Annotated in this window: 18 protein-coding genes and 1 pseudogene; 3 read left to right on the top strand and 16 right to left on the bottom strand. The window is 65.1% G+C overall.

Going from position 1 to position 18,927, the window contains the following annotated elements:
• Positions 1 to 95 precede the first annotated feature (95 nt).
• Positions 96 to 992: a LysR family transcriptional regulator gene (locus tag ACE04A_RS26850; protein WP_259251323.1), complete on the top strand. Its 897-nt coding sequence runs from the start codon at positions 96 to 98 to the stop codon at positions 990 to 992.
• Between the two features lie 9 nt (positions 993 to 1,001).
• On the opposite strand, the gene ACE04A_RS26845 is transcribed toward ACE04A_RS26850, so the two are convergent.
• The 9 genes and pseudogenes from ACE04A_RS26845 to ACE04A_RS26805 all read right to left on the bottom strand — a co-directional run bounded on the left by ACE04A_RS26845 (position 1,002) and on the right by ACE04A_RS26805 (position 10,331).
• Positions 1,002 to 1,835 carry an AraC family transcriptional regulator gene (locus ACE04A_RS26845; RefSeq protein ID WP_448715694.1) on the bottom strand — a complete coding sequence of 278 codons (834 nt, stop codon included), beginning with the start codon at positions 1,833 to 1,835 and terminating at the stop codon, positions 1,002 to 1,004.
• 685 nt (positions 1,836 to 2,520) lie between these two features.
• Complete coding sequence (locus tag ACE04A_RS26840; protein ID WP_448715693.1) at positions 2,521 to 3,456, bottom strand: 2-hydroxyacid dehydrogenase; 936 nt, start codon at positions 3,454 to 3,456, stop codon at positions 2,521 to 2,523.
• Between the two features lie 107 nt (positions 3,457 to 3,563).
• Positions 3,564 to 4,634 (bottom strand): ABC transporter substrate-binding protein, encoded by a 1,071-nt coding sequence (locus ACE04A_RS26835; protein WP_279993514.1) that lies wholly within the window; start codon positions 4,632 to 4,634, stop codon positions 3,564 to 3,566.
• A pseudogene (locus ACE04A_RS26830) lies at positions 4,631 to 5,799 on the bottom strand (NAD(P)/FAD-dependent oxidoreductase). Before ACE04A_RS26830 ends, ACE04A_RS26835 begins: the two are co-directional and overlap by 4 nt.
• Complete coding sequence (locus ACE04A_RS26825; protein WP_448715691.1) at positions 5,796 to 7,181, bottom strand: FAD/NAD(P)-dependent oxidoreductase; 1,386 nt, start codon at positions 7,179 to 7,181, stop codon at positions 5,796 to 5,798. The pseudogene ACE04A_RS26830 and the gene ACE04A_RS26825 overlap by 4 nt, the downstream one beginning before the upstream one ends.
• Complete coding sequence (locus tag ACE04A_RS26820) at positions 7,178 to 7,519, bottom strand: (2Fe-2S)-binding protein (RefSeq protein WP_448715690.1); 342 nt, start codon at positions 7,517 to 7,519, stop codon at positions 7,178 to 7,180. The genes ACE04A_RS26825 and ACE04A_RS26820 overlap by 4 nt, the downstream gene beginning before the upstream one ends.
• A 37-nt stretch (positions 7,520 to 7,556) precedes the next feature.
• Positions 7,557 to 8,351 (bottom strand): ABC transporter permease, encoded by a 795-nt coding sequence (locus tag ACE04A_RS26815; RefSeq protein WP_279993509.1) that lies wholly within the window; start codon positions 8,349 to 8,351, stop codon positions 7,557 to 7,559.
• Positions 8,352 to 8,368: 17 nt separating this feature from the next.
• Entirely contained in the window at positions 8,369 to 9,250 is an 882-nt protein-coding gene (locus tag ACE04A_RS26810; protein ID WP_259251314.1) for an ABC transporter permease, read from the bottom strand.
• Between the two features lies 1 nt (position 9,251).
• Positions 9,252 to 10,331 (bottom strand): ABC transporter ATP-binding protein, encoded by a 1,080-nt coding sequence (locus ACE04A_RS26805; protein WP_448715689.1) that lies wholly within the window; start codon positions 10,329 to 10,331, stop codon positions 9,252 to 9,254.
• Between the two features lie 211 nt (positions 10,332 to 10,542).
• Between ACE04A_RS26805 and ACE04A_RS26800 the strand changes: the two genes are divergently transcribed.
• Positions 10,543 to 11,385, top strand: coding sequence for an IclR family transcriptional regulator (locus ACE04A_RS26800; RefSeq protein ID WP_100853674.1), 843 nt, complete (start codon positions 10,543 to 10,545; stop codon positions 11,383 to 11,385).
• A gap of 305 nt (positions 11,386 to 11,690) precedes the next feature.
• On the opposite strand, the gene ACE04A_RS26795 is transcribed toward ACE04A_RS26800, so the two are convergent.
• Both ACE04A_RS26795 and ACE04A_RS26790 read right to left on the bottom strand, forming a co-directional pair.
• A complete protein-coding gene (locus tag ACE04A_RS26795; RefSeq protein WP_100853675.1) occupies positions 11,691 to 12,854 on the bottom strand; it encodes an alpha-hydroxy acid oxidase in 1,164 nt (387 codons plus the stop codon).
• Positions 12,855 to 13,059: 205 nt separating this feature from the next.
• Entirely contained in the window at positions 13,060 to 13,956 is an 897-nt protein-coding gene (locus tag ACE04A_RS26790) for a phytanoyl-CoA dioxygenase family protein (protein ID WP_046804032.1), read from the bottom strand.
• 159 nt (positions 13,957 to 14,115) lie between these two features.
• On the opposite strand from ACE04A_RS26790, the gene ACE04A_RS26785 reads away from it, so the two are divergent.
• Complete coding sequence (locus tag ACE04A_RS26785) at positions 14,116 to 14,412, top strand: acylphosphatase (protein WP_438859310.1); 297 nt, start codon at positions 14,116 to 14,118, stop codon at positions 14,410 to 14,412.
• 128 nt (positions 14,413 to 14,540) lie between these two features.
• Here ACE04A_RS26785 and ACE04A_RS26780 read toward each other — a convergent pair whose 3' ends face one another.
• From ACE04A_RS26780 to ACE04A_RS26760, 5 genes are all read right to left on the bottom strand, one after another.
• Positions 14,541 to 15,446: an EamA family transporter gene (locus ACE04A_RS26780; protein ID WP_279993507.1), complete on the bottom strand. Its 906-nt coding sequence runs from the start codon at positions 15,444 to 15,446 to the stop codon at positions 14,541 to 14,543.
• 100 nt (positions 15,447 to 15,546) lie between these two features.
• Complete coding sequence (locus tag ACE04A_RS26775; RefSeq protein ID WP_485820698.1) at positions 15,547 to 16,605, bottom strand: threonine aldolase family protein; 1,059 nt, start codon at positions 16,603 to 16,605, stop codon at positions 15,547 to 15,549.
• A 5-nt stretch (positions 16,606 to 16,610) separates the two neighbouring features.
• On the bottom strand, positions 16,611 to 17,345 hold the full coding sequence (locus ACE04A_RS26770; protein ID WP_050447375.1) for an amino acid ABC transporter ATP-binding protein: 735 nt from the start codon (positions 17,343 to 17,345) through the stop codon (positions 16,611 to 16,613).
• A gap of 33 nt (positions 17,346 to 17,378) precedes the next feature.
• Positions 17,379 to 18,068, bottom strand: a complete 690-nt coding sequence (locus tag ACE04A_RS26765) for an amino acid ABC transporter permease (protein ID WP_259251307.1) — start codon at positions 18,066 to 18,068, stop codon at positions 17,379 to 17,381.
• 9 nt (positions 18,069 to 18,077) lie between these two features.
• Positions 18,078 to 18,860: an amino acid ABC transporter permease gene (locus ACE04A_RS26760; RefSeq protein ID WP_259251306.1), complete on the bottom strand. Its 783-nt coding sequence runs from the start codon at positions 18,858 to 18,860 to the stop codon at positions 18,078 to 18,080.
• Between the last annotated feature and the right edge of the window lie 67 nt (positions 18,861 to 18,927).

The raw sequence follows: 18,927 nt of genomic DNA, 5'->3' as shown, positions 1-18,927 counted from the left end.
CGCTGCAACAACAGGGCCATCCTAGGCTTCTGACTTCAATGACAGCAGTCCTACAGGTTTATATTTGTATAGATGCCATTTATAGGTGCGCGGCCGTGAAAAACCCGGACTTGAATCTGCTGATGCATTTCGACGCCTTGATGGCGTGCCGCAACGTGTCGCGCGCGGCGGACACACTGAACATCAGCCAGCCGGCAATGAGCGCGGCGATGAATCGGCTGCGGCAATTGTTTGGCGACCCGTTGCTGGTGCGCGAGGGAGGCACGTGGCAGCCGACGCCGCGCGCGCTGGAGCTGCATCAGAACTTCAAGCCTTTGCTGGAAAGCTGGCATCGCGCAACGCGCACTCGCGAGGCATTCGACCCGGCACATTCATCGCGCACTCTGTCGCTGTATGCCACGGACTATGTTCAATACACCTTGCTGCCGAAGCTGATCCCGCGTCTGGCGGTGGATGCTCCGCATTTCCAGTTGCAGATCGTGCCGGCGCGGCCGCAGCATGGTTTGAGCATGCTGGACACGAATCATGTGGAGTTGATTGCGGGTTATTTCCCGGACCCGGCGCCGGATCTGCGCACGCGGTTCTTGTATCAGGAGCCGGCGGTGTGCATCGTGCGCGAAGGCCATCCGTGTTTGCGCAAGCGTTGGAATCTGGATGCGTACCTGCGTTATGGCCATCTGGATTTGGCGGCGCATACGCGCTATTTCAGTACGGCGATTGACCGCATTCTGTTGGGGCAGAATCGCAGCCGCAAGATCGTGGCGACGCTGTCGAGTTATCTGGTTTGCCCGTTCATTGTGGAAGGGTCAGATCTGATTGCGACGATGCCGGCAAGCATCGCGCGGGCGATGGCGGGCGCGGCGCGGATCGTGACGCAGAAGGTGCCGCTGACGTTGCCACCGATTGCGGTGTCGCTGTACTGGCACGAGCGCTATCAGGATGACCCCGCGCACGCCTGGCTCAGGCAGTACCTGGCCGGCGTGCTGGGGTAGCGTGGGGTGCTATTTCAGCGGCAGGCAGATGCGGGTTTGCAGCTGGGCGGGCGGGGTGGTGCGAGGGTCGTTCAGGTATTGCTCGAACATGGGGATGTCGGCGGGGACCAAGCCGCTGGCGGGTAGCCATTCCGAGAACATCCATTGGTAGGGCTTGGCCATTTCGTTGTAGGGGCCGGTGTAGGTGAGGATGGCGCAGCGGGTGGCGGGGATGTCGAAGCGTTCGAGTTCGTCGCCGAGGTCGGCGTCGGGTTGGACGACCATGCCTGCCAATGAACGCAGTTGGCTGGCAGGCACTTGTTCGGGATCGTCAAAGTAGATGCCGAAGCCGGTGGCCTCGGGGTTGGCGATGCCACGGCCCAAGGCAAGCAGGAAGGCGCGGGTGAAGACGGGTCCGATGTCCTGGTAGTTGCCTTGGTGCGGCAGGACGGCCAAGGTGGCGCCGGGAAAGTTTTCGATGACGATGGGGTACATGGCAATCTCCTGGGAGGCTAGGGGTAGGGAGCGCGCGGCGCGATACCGGCCCGGCGGGATGCCGAATAAAGCACCGAAGGCCCGGTTGAACGCAGCGTCGGAGTCGTAGCCGGCGCGTTGTGCAACATCCCTGAGCGAGGCCTGCGAATCCGCCAATGCCGCCGCGGCACGATGCATGCGGAGGCGCTGGACGGTGGCGTTGACCGTTTCGCCGATCATGGCGCGGTAGACCCGGTGAAAGTGATACGGCGACAGGCAAGCCAGGTCGGCAAGCTGGTGCAGATCGGGGTCGGCGTCAGGGTGGGCGGCAAGCCAACGCAAAACGGGGTCGAGGCGTTCGATGTAAAGGGTTCGGGTTTCGGGCTTCATGCTTGCTCCTTGGAGGGCAATGTAGCTTTGGGTGATTTGCGGATTTTGCGGTTTTTTTGGGAGGGTGCGGGGATTTTTGACGGGGGGATGGTGGCGTCTTGTGAGGCGCGACGTGGCGGCATTCTGGTGGCGCACAGCATGGTGGGGTTTTCGTTACGCACGGCGTGGCGCATTCTGGTGACGCACGGCGTCGTGCGTTCTGGTGGCGCACGGCGGGGCGGCATTCTGGTGAAGCACGGCGTCGTGCATTCTGGTGGCGCACGGCGGGGCGGCGGGGGGGGGGGGGGGGGGGGGGGGGGGGGGTCCGGAGCCTTCGCTCCGGACTGCCCCGTCGTCATCCTCGTACGCCTACGGCTCCCTACGGATTCCCTCGGGCTGATCGACTCCCCGCCCCCCACCAGCCACCACCCCACCATGCTCGAATTGCGGCAATCTGGCGTCAGCAGGGGAGAGCTGCGTGCTTGGCATTTTTGCGTACGATGTCGGCGGCATGAAAGATCTTGCAGGGCCCGCCCCAGGCCGGCCGCGCGGGCGGCCTTTTGGGGCTTACGCAACGTGCCAATTCTCGGACTGATGCGATGTGCCAATGCTTGGACTGACTCATACATCGTAGGATGGGTGAAGCGCGTCCGGGTCTCTGCTAGGGCGATGACGACAAACGCGCGTAACCCATCATCTCCCCAACTCAATACCCCCGCCCCGGATCAAAAATATTCGGCAACGCTTCCCCACGCTCATTCGCCGCAATCAACCACGACGTATGACGGGCGCGTTCCTTGCGATCCGGAATCGCCGCGCAATGCGGCGTAATGATGATCCCCGGATGCGACCACAACGGTGACTCCACTGGCAACGGCTCGGCTTCAAACACATCCAACACCGCCTGATGCAACTGGCCACTATCCAACGCGGCAATCACATCTTTCTCCACCATGTGCGCGCCTCGCCCCGCATTGATAAGGCTGGCGCCGCGCGGCAATTGCGACAAGGTGGTGGTGTTCAATATGCCCTTCGTCGCTTCCGTCGCCGGCAACAAACAGACCAACAAATCGGTGTTGCCCAGGAATTCGCCAAACTGCTCCTGCCCCGCATAGGACGGCAAACCTTCCAGCTTGCTGGCCCCGCGTGACCAGCCGCTGACTTGAAAGCCCACGCGCGACAGCAATTGGGCTGCCGCCACGCCCAGATGCCCCAGCCCCATGATGCCCACGCGCACATCGGCGGCCACGCGCAGGGAATCAAAAAGCTCCCAATGGCGGCGTGCCTGGTTATCCACAACGCGTTTGATATCGCGCGTCAGCATCAGCGCAGAGGTCAGCACGAACTCGGCCATTTCGGTCTGGGTGCGGGCGGTGACCATGCGCGCGATGGGCAGGTGGCGTGGCAGTTGGGGGTCGGCCAGGATGTGGTCGACGCCGGCGCCGGCGCTGATGATCAGTTTCAGGTTGGGAAAGGTGGCCAGGCGGCCGGCGTCGGGCGCCCAGACCAACGCGTAGTCCACGCTGGCGGGGTCGACGTCTTCATGCCAGCCCACCACGTCCAGGCCGGGCGCAAAGGTGTGGAACTGCGCGCGCCAGGCGTCGATTGCCTGGGGGCCGCCGGAGTTGATGATGAGCCGCATGGATCAGTTCCTTGTGTCGAACGCTTCGGGCGCGTCGGGCGTGGCGCGCCGTCGGTTTGCGCGCGGCGCCGGTGGTTTATCCACAGGTGCCGCGCCGCAAGATCTTATCAACGTTCGACGGTGCGGTTCCAGCGGGCGTTGAAGGCGGGGCGCGCTTTGTTCACGTCGTCCCAGTCCAGGATCTCGGCGTTTTCCATGTAGCCCTGGAAGCGCTTGAGCGCATCGACGTTGTCGGCCGGCGCTTTCACGTTTTTGTTCGACGGAAAGTGGCCGCCCATTTCCAGCGCCTTGGCCTGCGCGCTGGCGGACAACAGGTACAGCGCCAGCTTCTGCGACAGTTCGGGCTCGCTGTTCTTGGCGATGACGCATTCACCCACCATCAGGATCACCGAGCCTTCCTTGGGCTGCGCGTATTCCACGGGAATCTCGCGCTTCTTCAGGCGCGCGATTGCGGTGGGCGTCAGCGGGAAGATGGCGGCTTCGTTGGACTGGATCATCTCGGCAAGCTTGGCCGAGTTGGGGATGTATTCCAGCACGTTGGGGCCGATGGTGTCGGGCCACTTCTTGAAGCCGGGCTCGTAGTTCTTGTCGTCGCCGCCCTGGATGCGGTTGAACATCAGGAAGCCATGCAGGCCGAAGGTGCTGCTGGAGGCAGACTGGAACACCACCTTGCCCTTGTACTTGGGGTCGGCCAGGTCCATCCAGGATGTGGGCGGCGCCCAGCCCTTGTCGGCGAACATCTTGGTGTTGTAGCCCAGGCCGGTCATGCCGATGTCGATGCCGGCCGCCATGCGGTCTTTCATCACGGCTGTGGGGTAGAGCTCTTTCAGAACGGGGTCGTCGTTGAGCTGTTGGCACAGGCCCATGGAAATGGCGCGCGCCATGATGCCGTCGTCCAGGAACATGACGTGCATCTGCGGGTTGTCTTTGTAGGCTTGGGCCTTGGCCAGCACGTCCGTCGAGGTGCCGGGCACGACGACGATCTTCACGTTGTTGGCTTTTTCAAAGGGGGGGAACACGTACTGCGTGAACGCGCGCTCCATGTCGCCGCCGTTCATGCCGACGTACAAGGTTTTCTGATCCGCCATCGCGCCTGCCGACAGCATCATCAACATCGCCGCGCCCAACAACCGCTTCCCCTTGCTCAGGCGCGATGCGCCCTGTTTCTTATCCATCATGGTGACTCCAGCGTTTGCTCACGAACAGGTCCGGGCCGAGCCACGGCGGCGTGAGCGGCCACCGCGTATCGTTCGATGCGAAACGCATCGATAGGAATGGAGGACTGGCCGCGCACGACCAGTTCGGACAACACTTCACCCACGGCGGGGCCAATCTGAAAGCCGGCGCCCGACAGGCCGAATGCATGGAACAGGCCAGGCGTGGTGGCGCTGGGTCCCAGCACCGGATTGTGGTCGGGCATGTTGCCTTCCACGCCCGTCCAGAAACGGATGACCTGCGCACCGCGCAGCACCGGCAGCAGCTTCATGGCGTTGGCCATCAGCGCCCCCAGGCCAGCGCGGCCGGGCCGCGCGTAGTCCGCGCCGGACGACACGCCGCGCCCGCCTCCGCTCACGCAATTGCCCGCGCGACCTGGCGCGCATAGATGCCGCCACCTTGCACGCCCAGGCTGACGTCCATGAAGACGGGCAGCGGCTCGGTGACCATCATCAAGGGATGGATGGCGGTTTCAGGCACGGCTTCGCCAAAGCTTTGGGCGAACTGTCCGGCCCAGGCGCCCGCGCAATTCAGCAGGTAGCGCGAGCGCACTTCCAGGCCGTCCGCGCGCACGATGAAGCGCGAGCCGTCATGTTCAGCGGTGGTGACGCGCACGCCTTCGCGCACGTCGGCACCCAGCGCGGCGGCAGCTCGCGCGAAGGCGGGCGACACCAACCTGGGGTTGGCATGGCCGTCTTCCGGGCAGAGCGATCCACCCACCACGTCTTGCCCCAGCCAGCCGAAGCGGTCGGCAAGGTCGTGGCGGCCAAGCAGCCGCAGGTTCATCCCGAAGCCGCGCGTGCGGTCGCGATACGCCTCAAGCAGCGCCATGTCGGCGTCAGACGCCGCCAGTTTCAAATGGCCAGAGCGCACGTATTCGCCGTCGATGCCGATCAGCGCGGGCAGCTGGCCCCAGAGTTCGTGCGCGCGCCGCGTCAGGGGCATCTGTTCCAGGCCGCGTCCCTGGCGGCGCACGCCGCCGTAGTTCACGCCGCTTGCGCGCGCGCCGCACAGCGCGGACTCCAACAGCACGACGGGCACGCCCGCGCGGCGCAAGAACAGCGCGGCGCTGCCACCCACGATGCCGCCGCCGATGATGGCCACCTCGGTGTCGATACGCTGCGTCATGCCGACACCTTTTCCTGGCGCTCCAGGCACACCACGCGCACCGGCACGGGCTTGACCGGCGGCTGGTTGCGCAGGCGCCCGACTTCGGCGGGTGTGCGGCCGCAGGCCTGCGCCAGCACCTCGGCTGTGGCCGCGCCGCACATGCGGCCTTGGCAGCGGCCCATGCCCACGCGCGTCAGCGCCTTCACTCGGTTCATCTCTTGTGCCGCCGTGTCGTGCACCGCGCGCCGCACGGTCCCGGCAGTAACGTCTTCGCAGCGGCAGATGACGGTGTCATCGGCGATGCTTGCCGCCCAATCCTCCGGAAAGGGAAAGGCGCGTTCCAGCGCTGTCCGGATTCGGCTGTTGGCGGCAAGGTGGCTTTCCAACTCTCGCGCGCGCCGGGCATCCACGGGCTGCCCGATGTCTTCCAGTAGCGCCAACGCGGCGCGCTCGCCCGCCAGTTCCGCGGCATCGGCGCCTGCGATTGCTGCGCCGTCGCCGGCCACGTAGACGCCCGGCACGCTGCCGCGCCCGGCGGCGTCACGCCGAGGCGTCCAGTTACGGTCGCGCGCGTTGAATTCAAATTCGCAGCCAACCAGACTGGCCAGTTGGGTTTCGGAACGCAGGGCCAGGCCATAGGCCAGCGCATCGCATTCCACGGTATGTTCGCTCCCGCCCTGGCGGTAGCTCAGGCCCGTGACGCGCGCCTGGCCCTGCACGGCTATCGGCCGCACGCCGCTACGCAGCGGCACGCCATGCGCGCGCAACCACGCCATGTAGTAGAGCCCCTTGGCCAACAGGCCGGGCGCGCGCAGCATGCCGGGTAGCGCCGCCAGGCGGTCGGTAAAGCGCGACGTGTCCAGCACGGCCGCCACCTGCGCGCCGGCGCGGGCGTATTGGTAGGCCACCAAATACAGCAGCGGCCCTGTGCCCATGAACACCACGCGCGACCCGATGGCGCAGCCCTGGAACTTCAAGGCCACTTGCGATCCGCCCAAGGTGTAGACACCGGGCGTCAGCCAGCCAGGAAAGGGCAGCACGCGGTCGGTGGCGCCCGTGGCCAGGATCAGATGCGTGTAGGGCACGGCGGTGCTGACGCCGTCTTGCAGCACGTCCAGCGTCTTGCCTTCCACGTTCCACACCAGGCTGCCGGGGCGGTAGTCCACCTGCGCCAGCATGTCGTTCATGGCGCGGTGCACGGCATCGGCCTTGCGGTGTTCGAATCCATACAACGCGGGCTTTGCGCGTTGGAATCCCGGCGGCGGCTGGCGGTAGATTTGACCGCCCGCGCGGGGGGCCTCATCCAGGATCACGGGCCGCAGGCCCTGTGCCACCAGCGCCTGGGCGGCGCGCACACCGGCAGGGCCGGCGCCGACGATAACGGGCATCACGATGCTCATGCGATGTTGTCCTCGGGCCAGGCGGCCACCGCCAAGGTGCCCGGCACGGCGGCGGGCGGCAGGGGCGTGCTTTGCAGGCGCATGCCGGGTTCGATGAAGGTGGAGCACGCGCGCAGACGCGAACCGTCTTCCAGCTGCATCCAGCAGTCCTGGCACGCGCCCATCATGCAGAAGCCGGCGCGCGGCGCGCCGCTGAATTCGGAATGGCGCAGGCGTTCGGCTTGCGTCAGCACGGCGGTCAGCACGGTGTCGCCCGCCAGGGCCTGGCAGGCTTGACCGTCCAGCATGAAGGGCACGGCGGGCCGGGCCGTTTCGGCCAGGCGTTTCAGTATTGCCATGATGCCGGCGCCTCTCTTTTCGCCATCGGCAAGGGTTTCATTTTTGCCCCACCAGCACACGGTCCAGGCCATACACGCGGTCCAGCAGCAGCATGGTGACGGCGGTTAGCGCGATGACCAGCGCGGACACGGCCGCCATCATCGGGTCGATGGATTCGGTGGCGTACATGTACATGCGCACGGGCAGGGTGATGGTGGACGGCGCGGTGATGAACACCGACATCGTCAGCTCATCGAAGCTGTTGATGAAGGCCAGCAGCCAGCCGCCCGACACGCCCGGAATGATGAGCGGCAAGGTCATCTGGAAGAACACCGTGGCGCGGCTGGCGCCTAGCGACAGGGCGGCGTGTTCAATCGAGCGGTCAAAGCCGACCAGCGCGCCGATCACCAGCCGCATCACGTAAGGCGTGATGACGACGACGTGCGCGGCGACCAGCCACGGAAAGCTGCCCGCCATGCCCATCAGCGCGAAGAATCGAAGCAGCGCCACGCCCAGCACCAGATGCGGAATCATCAGCGGCGACAGGAACAAGCCGTTCAACACGTCGCGCCCCGGAAAGCGGTAGCGCGTGATGGCGATGGCGGCGGGCACGGCCAGGCAGACGGCGATGGTGGCCGACAGGAAGGCCAGCCACAGGCTGTTCTGGAATGCCTGCATGAAGTTGGGGTGCTCGAACACGGCGCGGAACCAGCGCAGCGAAAAGCTGGTGGTGGGCACCGTCAGGGTGGTGTCGGGCGTGAACGCCACCAGGCACACGATGGCAAGCGGCGCCAGCACGAACACCACCACCAGGAAGTTGAACGCCAGCGCGAAGGGGCCATTTTTTTGCATGTTGGTTCCTTGGCGCCTTAGCCCAGACTGCGGCGGTAAGAGCGTTCAACAACGCGGTTGTAGGCCATCATGATCACGACATTGACCACCAGCAGGATGATGGCGATGGCCGCGCCCAGCGGCCAGTTCAGCTCGGTCAGGAACTCGTCGTACACCACGGTGGCCACCATCTTCAGGCGGCGTCCACCCAGCAGGGCGGGAATGGCGAACGAGCTTGCCGACAGGCCGAACACGATCAGGCTGCCCGACAGAATGCCCGGCATGGCCTGCGGCAGCACGATGCGCGTCAAGGTCTGAAAGCGCGATGCGTTCAGCGACAGCGCGGCGTGCTCGACGGTGGGGTCCAGTTTTTGCAGCGAGGTCCAAACGGGGATCACCATGAAGGGCAGCATCACGTGCACCAGGCCGATGATGACGGCGGTGGGCGTGTACAGCAGCGGCCCCAGCCCCAAGGCGTCGGCGGCGCGGCCGACGACACCGTGCGGGCCCAGCAGCATGCTCCAGCCAAAGGCGCGCACCACCAGCGAGATCAATAGCGGCGACAGCACCACCAAGAGAAAGATGGAGCGCCAGGGTTTGCCCATGCGCGACAGGATGTAGGCCTCGGGCGCGCCGATCAGCACGCAGATCAGCGTGGTCACGCCGGCGATCCAGAAGGTGCGCCAGAAGATTTCGACGAAGTAGCTGTCGGTGACCACCGCCAGATAATGTTCGAACGTATGGCCCGGCAGGATGCCCGCGCTGTAGTCGAACGGACGGAAGGACAGCACCAGCGTCAGCCCCAGCGGCGTCAGCACCAGGGTCAAAAATACGATGGTCAGCGGAATGGAACCCAGGATGGCAAGCAGGCCGTCGTTGCGGGGCTTGGGGCCGGCCGCGGCGTGAGTCAGCGTTGCCATGTCAGGCGGCCTCTTGAACGGTCGAGGCGGCCGGAGCGCGCAGCACGCGCAACACGCCCTCGGCCCAGTCCAGCCCGATGGCCTCGCCATCGTCATGCGGGCGGCGGCCGTCGTTGGGCGTGAGGATGGTCAGCGTGCCCACCGGCGAATCCAGGTCGTACATCCACTGGCTGCCCAGGAAGTAGCGCGTGCTGACCACACAGGCCAGCTTGCCCTGGCCTGGGGGCACCGGCACCAGCTTTTCCGGGCGCAGCGACAACTGCACGTTGTCGCCATGGCGCAAGCCTTCGCCATCGACCAGGACACGCAGCGCGCCGGTCTCGATTTCGGCTTGCTCGCCGCAGCGGGTGACGCGGCCGGGCAGCAGGTTGGTCTTGCCCACAAAGCGCGAAATGAATTCGCTTTGCGGATGTTCGTACATGCGGAATGGGGCGTCGACCTGCGTGGCGCGGCCGTCCTGCATGACCACCACGCGATCGCTGATGGACAAGGCTTCGGCCTGGTCATGCGTGACCATCACGGTGGTGGTGCCGATCTTCTTCTGGATGCCGCGCAGTTCAAACTGCATGTCTTCGCGCAGCTTGGCGTCCAGGTTGGACAGGGGCTCGTCCAGCAGCAGCACGGGCGGGCGGATGACCAGCGCGCGGGCCAGCGCCACGCGTTGCCGCTGGCCGCCCGAAAGCTCGCGCGGGTAGCGGTCGGCATGCTTGTCCAGCTTCACCAGCGCCAGCGCTTCGCGCACGCGCTCCTGGCGTTCGGCGCGTTCGACCTTGCGCATCTTCAAGCCGAAGGCCACGTTGTCGGTCACGGTCAGGTGCGGGAACAGCGCATAGCTTTGGAACACGATGCCCAGCCCGCGCGTATTGGGCTTGGCGTGGGTGATGTCGCGCCCGTCCAGCGTGATGACGCCCTGCGTCACGTCCGCAAAGCCGGCAATCATCTGCAAGGTGGTGGTCTTGCCGCAGCCCGACGGCCCCAGCAGCGAGACGAATTCCCCTTTTTCAACGGTCAGGTTCAGATCGGAAACGACGCGCAGGTCGCCGTAGTTCTTCGAGACGTTGTCCAGCCGCAGAAATGACATTTTCCAAACCCCGTCGCCCGGTGCGGGCGTTGTGCCGCCCGTTGATCCGGTTTCCCGGTGCGGCGGCTTATTGATGGGGCAGTCTAGGATTCGCGAAAAGGCAGGGTCAATTAGGGTTTTCCGAAGAATCGAATTTTTTGTTGATACTTTCCATCTGACTGAATTTACTGATAAAAATATGGTTAGGTATTTTGATCAGCGGAATTCAATAATGAAGAAATCAGAGACAGCGGATGATTCGGGCGGCCAGGGTGTGTTGCAACGGGCGTTTGCCGTGCTGCGGGTGCTGGCCGATGCCAAGGGGGAAAAGCTGCGCCTGACCGACATCGCGGCGCGTACCGGGCAGGCGCAAGCCACGGTGCACCGCGTGCTTCAGGGCTTGATGCAGGAAGGCGTGGTGGAGCAGCCCGCGCAAAGCAAGGGGTATCAACTGAGCGTGGCGTTCTTTGCGCTGGCGGCGGCGGCCGGCACGCACCAGTCCAGCCTGCGCTCGCTATACCGCCCGGCCATGCTGCGCCTGTCTGGCATGTTGAACGACACCATCTTTCTGCTGGTGCGCAGCGGCTTTGACGCGGTCTGCGTGGACCGCGTGGATGGCGCATTCCCGGTGCGTTCGCATACCGGCGATATCGGCGGGCGCGTGCCCCTGGGCATGGGCCAGGGCGGCCTGGTGCTGCTGGCCAGCCTGCCGGAAGCCGAACGCGAAGAAGTCATCCGCTTCAACATCCCGCGCTTGCACCATCTGGGGTTTGTGGACGAGATTTCGATGCGGGTACGCATCAAGGAATGCCTGGAACGGCGATACGCGCGCAGCCAGGGGCAGGGCGTGTTTCCGAACATTGCAGGGCTGGCGGTGCCGGTCTACGACCCCAACGGCGTTACGGTGGCAGCGCTAAGCGTGGCCGCCCCCATTGAACGCATCGACGACGAACGCCTGCCGCTGATCGTTGAAATGCTGCGCCGCGAGGCCGACGCGGTAGGCGCGCAGATCAACCCCTTCGACCCCGCGCTGCGCCGCCCCAGCCAGTACCTGGGCGCAGGAAACGGGGGGTGATGTTGGGGTGGGGCGCTGGCGGTAGGATGGGTGCAGCGCGCGATGCCATACCCAAGAGCGACGCCGCCGATCGCGCGAAACCCATCAAGCAACGCCGGAACCCGAAATAACCCAGCCATATCTTGGCGGTGGTTCGATGGGTTGCGCGCGTTCGTCACAGGCGTTCTTGCCGCGAATCCTGCGCGCTTCACCCATCCTACGAGTGGCCGTAGGATGGGTGCGGCGCGCGAAGCTATACCCAAGAACCACGCCGCCGATCGCGCGAACCCATCAAGCAGCCCCCGCCCCAAAACACCCCAACAACATCACGTCGGATACGTGCCCGGAAGCAAAATACTGCGATCGCCCACCTCGATATTGCGGCGGCCGCACAGCGCCATCGTGGTATCCATTTCCTTGTACAGCAGCTCCAGCACGCGGGTGACGCCCGCCTGGCCATACGCGCCCAGGCCATACAAAAATGCGCGGCCGATCATCGTGCCGCGCGCACCCAGCGACACCGCCTTCAGGATGTCCTGGCCGGAGCGGATGCCGCCGTCCATCCACACTTCAATCTTCGAACCCACCGCATCCGCAATCGCCGGCAGCGCGGCGATCGACGACATGGCGCCGTCCAGTTGGCGCCCGCCGTGGTTGCTGACGATTAACGCGTCGGCGCCGCTGTTGGCGGCCAGTTGCGCGTCTTCCACATCCAGGATGCCCTTGATGATGAGCTTGCCGCCCCAGCGCTGCTTGATCCATTCCACGTCGTCCCAGCTCAGGCGCGGGTCGAATTGTTCGGCCGTCCAGGCCGACAGCGACGACAGGTCGCTGACGCCCTTGGCGTGCCCGACGATGTTGCCGAACGTGCGGCGCTTGGTGCCCAGCATGCCCATGCACCAGCGCGGCTTGGTCGCCAGGTTGATCAGGTTGCGCAGCGTGGGCTTGGGCGGCGTCGACAAACCGTTCTTGATGTCTTTGTGGCGCTGGCCCAGGATCTGCAAGTCCAGCGTCAGCACCAGCGCGGTGCAGCCGGCGGCCTTGGCGCGGTCGATCAGGTTGGCCACGAACTCTCGGTCGCGCATCACGTAGAGCTGGAACCAGAACGGCTTCCTGGTGGCTTCGGCCACGTCTTCCAACGAGCAGATGCTCATTGTGGACAAGGTGAACGGCACGCCGAAATCGGCCGCGGCCTTGGCCGCCAGGATCTCGCCGTCGGCATGCTGCATGCCGGTCAGGCCGGTGGGCGAAATCGCCAGCGGCATCACCACGTCATGGCCCACCATCGTGGTGCGCAGCGACCGGCCTTCCATGTTCACCGCCACGCGCTGGCGCAGCTTGATCTTGTGGAAATCGCTTTCATTGGCGCGGTAGGTGCCTTCGGTCCAGGCGCCGGAATCGGCGTAGTCGTAGAACATGCGCGGCACGCGCTTTTGCGCGACGACTCGCAGATCTTCGATGCAGGTGATCGTAGAAAGGTTAGCGGTCATGAGAGGTCTGAGGAGTGAGAGAGGGGCGCCAGCTACGTTTTGTATTCTTGGAATCTGGAGCCGCCGGCTGCGGGCGGCTGCGCCGCAACGCTTGGGCGACAGGCCCTGCGGCGCCGCCCAGTATACGCGCCGAGGCCGGCAAGCGTCGCTTGCCGGCCTCGTTCGCCCCCCCTCTGACTGGGGCTCTACGGCCCCGTCGCCCGAGCTATCGCGGCCAGACCTTGCTGACCGCGCGTATGGTTGCCCACGCCACCCAACGCGGGCTGGTCAGCCGCGCGCCCGGCAAGCGGCGCATCACGTCCACGGCCAGCCCGCCGCGCTTGTGCCACTGCTTCTTGCGCGTCTGGCTATCGGTCCAGCGGCCTTCCAGCCACGGAAATTCGCGACGCCCCGGCTTGTAGACCGGTGGCGTGTTGTAGATGAGGATGTACGCCAGCCGCGGTGACGGCGACGTGTTCGGCCCGGTGAAGTGCAGCGTGCGGGCGTCGTGGACGGTGATGCCGCCCGGATCCAGCGGTTCGGCCACCGCCTGGTCGCGCCGGAAGTCGCCGCAGCATTCCAGCGGATGCAGGCTCTTGTCGCCGCCGGGTGAACGATGCTCCAGCACGTCCCATTTGTTGGACCCGGGGATGAACTGCATGCAGCCGTTTTCCACGGTGGCGGGTTGCAGCGCCAGCCAGATGCTCAGCTCGTTGTAGACGAAGTCGGGCGAGCGGAACGCCTCGTCCTGGTGCCACGGCGTTTCCGGGCCGAACGGGCCAGGCTTGAGCAGTGCGTGCTCGCCATAGAGCGCCGCCTCTTCGCCCAGCAACTGCCGCGCCAGGTCCAACGTACGCTCGTGGTAAGTCGTCTTCAGCAGACCGGGGGCATAATGACGCGGATCGTGCAGGCTTGGAAACTTCGCGGGCTTGGACGGGTCGTCGCGGCTGACGAAGTCATACTGCGCACCCTCGTTGTATCCCGTTTTATTCGCGAACAAGTCCAGCAGGGTGCGGCGGATGTAGCCCACCTCATCCTGCGGGCACATGTCCTTCAGGGCCAGGTAGCCCTGATCCCTGTAGCGCGCTGTCTCAGCTTCCGACAACAAACTGGTCTCTTCCATAATGGCTTCTCCAAGCTCTAGTAGCGGGTGTTCCCGTTGGCACGTTTTGACATGAGCACTAACGTATCGCTTCGATGCCCACCGGGCCTATAGACCATCCGCTGTAGCCTTATCCGCCTACTCATCCCATTGGCGGCGCATCATCCGAAGGAAAAATCCATGCACGACCCTAAAACCGACTCCCCTATCGAAACCGTCCTCGTGTCCGTCAGCGGCACGGTGCAAGGCGTGGGGTATCGCCACGCCACTGTGCGGCGCGCCCACATGCTGGGTGTGACGGGCTGGGTGCAGAATCTGCTGGACGGCACGGTCGAAGCCCTGGTGCAGGGCACGCCCGACCAGGTGGATCACATGCTTGAGTGGTTGCGGCGCGGCCCGCCGGGCGCGTCCGTGCAAGAAATCACGACCCGCCGGGAATACACCGACAAGCGTTACATTCGCTTCGAACAGGTCTAGGCGTGGAGTAGGCGATCAGGCGCCTCGGCGTTAAGCCGTAGTCCGGTCGGCCGAGGAGTTGAGGCCGGGCTGAGACAGTAGTTACGGCGGGGCTGCGACGAGCTTGGTAACCCGGTTCGACGGGAAAATCAGCGGCTGCGCAGCCAGCGCCCGCCGACCTGATTGATGATCAGGCCCGCCAGCACGCAGGCCGCGCCCAGCCACTGCAAGGGCTGCAACTGTTCGCCAAACGCCATGGACGCCGCCCACAGGCCCACCACCGGCACCAGCAACGAGAACGGCGCGATCTTGGCCGCTGGGTGGCGCGTCAGCAAGCGTGTCCACAGCGTGTAGGCCACCAGCGTCGCCAGCACCGCCAGGTACAGCACCGACAGCGCCTCGCCCCAGCCGATGCCGGTGATCATGCCCACCACGGGCTCCCAGCCATCGATCAGCACGGCCAGCAGCAGGAACGGCAGCACCGGCGCGGCGCTGCTCCAGGCAATGAAGGCAAACGGGTCGTAGCCGGGCGCCTTGCGGCTGGCCCGCCGCACGATCATGTTGGACGCTGCCCACATGAATGCGGCGCCCAGCGTCAGCACAAAGCCCAGCATGGTCATCTGGCCCGGACCTTCGCCCCGGCCACCCGCAATCACCGCCAGCCCCAGCGCGGCCACGCCCAGGCCGATCCAGTGATGCCGCCGCGCGCGTTCGCCCAGCACGGGCGCCGCCAGCAGCAAGGTGAAGAATGCCTGGGTCTGGATAACCAACGAAGCCATGCCGGCCGGCATGCCGAATTTCAGCGCGGTGAACAGCAGGCCGAATTGGCCCAGCCCCTGCACCAGCCCATAGGCCGCGATCCACTGCCACGGCAGTTGCGGCCGGCGCACGAAAAGAATCAGGGGAAAGGCAGCCAGCGCAAATCGCAGCGCGCCCAGCATCATGGGCGACAAGCCCCGCATGCCGACCTTCATGACTACAAAATTAAGGCCCCATATGACCACAACCGCCAGCGCGCAGAAATAGTCTTTTCGGGTGAGGTGAGTCGTGGACATGCGGCATTATCGCACCGCCGGAACCTGCCGGCGGCGTCGATGAACACGGGGTTTCAGGGCCAGTTTTCAGCGCTGGCTTTCAGCGATTCTTCAGTGACTTTCAGCGCTTTTCCAGCACCGCCGCGAAGGCCTGGACAGCGCTGTCGATGTCCTCGTCCTCGATGTGGCGATGGGTGACGCAACGCAGGCGCGTGCGGCCCCAGGGGCGCGTTAGCAGGCCTTCGGCTTGCAAGGCCGCCACCCACTGCGTGTTGGTCATGCCGGAGTCGGCGGTCTCGACCTGCACGATATTGGTCTGCGGCACCGTGGCCGACAAGGCCGGCGCCAGACGGTTGATGCCATCGCTCAAGCGGCGCGCGCGCACGTGGTCTTCGACCAGCCGGTCGGTCATCGTCTGCACGCCTTCCAGGCCGGCCGCCGCCATGATGCCCGACTGGCGCTGCGTGCCGCCCAGCATGCGGCGCAACGTGCGCGAGCGGGCCATCACGGCCTTGCTGCCCACCAGCACCGCGCCCACGGGTGCGCTCAAGCCCTTGGACAGGCATAGCGACACCGTGTCGGCGTACTGCGTGATCTCGGCCGCCGGCACGCCCAGCGCCACGGCCGCGTTGAACAAGCGCGCCCCGTCCAGGTGCACGGGAATGCCGCCGGCGTTGGCCATGCCGTACACCGCGCGCATGTGCTCCAGCGGCAGGACGGCGCCCCCGGCGTTGTTGTGCGACGTTTCCATCGCCACCAGCGACGTCTTCAGCCGGTGCCCACCGGACAACAGCGCCTCTTCAAGCCGGTTCAGGTCCATCGCGCCATCGGTGCCGGACACGCCCTGGTAGAACAGCCCGGTAAAGGTAGCCGCGCCGCGTTCCGAGGTGTACATGTGGGCTGACGACTCCAGCACCACCTGCTCGTTACGCTGCGTTTGCGCCAACACGGCAAGCAGGTTGGCCATCGTGCAACTGGGCACGAACAGCCCGGCTTCCTTGCCCAGCAGCGTCGCCACGTGGGCTTCCAGCGCGCGCACGGAAGGGTCGCCATCCAGGCCGTCGTCGCCGATCGGGGCGGTGCGCATGCGTTCGTACATGGCCGCCGTGGGATGGGTCACCGTGTCGCTGCGCAGGTCGACGGGAAGGGCGGGATTGTCGGCGGAAGTCCGCTGGGTCATGGGTATCAATGCTGCAAAATCTTGGAAAGAAACTGGCGCGTGCGCGGGGCACGCTCCTCGACATTGCCGAAGAATTCGTCCTTGACGCAGTCTTCGACAATCTTGCCGCCGTCCATGAAGATCACACGGTCGGCAACGCGGCGGGCAAACCCCATTTCGTGGGTCACCACCATCATCGTCATGCCTTCGCTGGCCAGGTCGGTCATGACGTCCAGCACCTCGTTGACCATCTCGGGATCCAGCGCCGAGGTGGGTTCGTCAAACAACATCACCACGGGGTCCATCGACAGCGCGCGCGCAATCGCCACGCGCTGCTGCTGGCCGCCCGAGAGTTCACCGGGGTGCTTATCCTTGTGCGCCGACAGGCCCACGCGCTCAAGCAGCGTCAGCGCCCGGGCGCGGGCCTCTTCCTTGCCACGGCCCAGCACCTTGGTCTGGCCCAGGCACAGGTTTTCGGTCACCGACAAATGCGGGAACAGTTCAAAGTGCTGGAACACCATTCCGGCCACCGACCGCAGCTTGGGCAGGTTGGTGCGCGGGTCGCCCACCGAAATACCGTTGACCACGATGTTGCCCTTTTGAAAGGGCTCCAGCGCGTTCACGGTCTTGATCAGCGTGGACTTGCCGGACCCCGACGGCCCGCACACCACCACGACTTCACCCTTGCCGACTGTCGTCGTGCATTCATCCAGCACCTGAAAGGCGCCGTACCACTTGCTGACCTGCGAGATCTCGATCATCGGAGGCGTCGAAGATAGTTGCATCGCTAAACCCTATCGCAGCACACGGGTGCGCTTTTCCAGTAGTTTGACCAGGCGGGACGCCGTGAAGCAGATCACGAAATACACCACCGCCACGAATAGATAAAGCTCCACCAGCCGGCCATCGCGCTGGCCGATCTTGGACGCCGCGCCCAGGAAGTCGGTCAACGACAGCACATAGACCAGCGACGTGTCCTGGAACAGGATGATCACGCGGGTCAACAGCGCGGGAACCATGTTGCGAAACGCCTGCGGCAGCACCACGTAGCGCATGCCCTGCCACGGCGTCAGGCCGATTGCCATGCTGGCCGACACCTGGCCGCGCGCAATCGACTGAATCCCCGCCCGCATGATTTCGCAAAAGTACGCGGCCTCGAACAAGGTGAAGGTGATGACCGCCGAATTGAACGCCCCCACGCGCAAGGGCGTGGCCGAGCCCACCACCCAGGCCGCGATGTACGGCATCAGGAAGTAGAACCAGAAGATCACCAGCAGCAGCGGAATCGAGCGCATCACGTTCACGTAGATGCCCGCCGGCACCGACAGAATCTTGAAACGCGACAGCCGCATCATGGCCAGCAGCGTGCCCAGCGCCAGGCCCATCACGGCGGCCAGCACCGTCAGCGTCAGGGTGAACGTCATGCCCGTCTGGAACAGATAGGGCAGCGCGGTCGAAATAACGTCGAAATCAAATTTACCCATCGCGATCCCCTATCGGCTCAGGGCGGCGGTCTTGACCGCGGCCGGACCGGCTTTGCTGGCCGCGCCGATCAAGCCGGGCACCGCGATATGCCGTTCAAGCAGGCGCATGCCCAGCACGACGATACCGTTGAGGATCAGGTAGATCACCGTCGCGGCGGAGAACGCCTCGAAGATGTGAAAGCTGAATTCCTGCATCGAACGCGCCTGGCCGGTCAGCTCCAGCAGGCCGATCGTCAGCGCCACCGAGGAATACTTGATGGTGCCCATGAACTCGGACGTCAGCGGCGGCAGCACAATGCGAAACGCCTCGGGCAGGATGATGTAGCGGTACACCTGCACCTCGGTCAGCCCCAGGGCGGTGCCCGCCTGGAACTGGCCACGCGGCAAGGACTGGATGCCGGCGCGCAATTGCTCGGCCACGCGCGCCGAACCATAGAACCCCAGGCACAGCACGGCAGGCACGAATTGCCCCCACGGCTGCGGCATCTGCTTCATCGCCAGGCCCCAGGCATGCGGCAGCAATTCAGGCAGCACGAAATACCACAGGAACATCTGCACCAGCAGCGGTATGTTGCGAAACAGCTCGACGTAGGTCGCCCCCAGCACGTTCATCACGCGCGACTGCGCCGTGCGCATCACGCCCAGCCAAGACCCCAGCAACAGCGAAAAGACCCACGCGGTCAGCGCCAGCGCCAGCGTCCAGCCCACGCCGATCAGCAGCGTTTCCAGGAAGGTGTGCACGCCGTCCGGCGACATCTCCAGGAAGACGCTCCAACTCCAGTTGTAATTCATGCCCGTGCCCTAGATGGCGGCGCCGTGCGTGGCGCCTTGCCCCAAAACCGCCGCGGGGGGCCTGGGC

The sequence above is a fragment of the Achromobacter colocynthidis genome, assembly GCF_057334535.1.
This window is presented reverse-complemented; position numbering and strand designations above follow the sequence as displayed.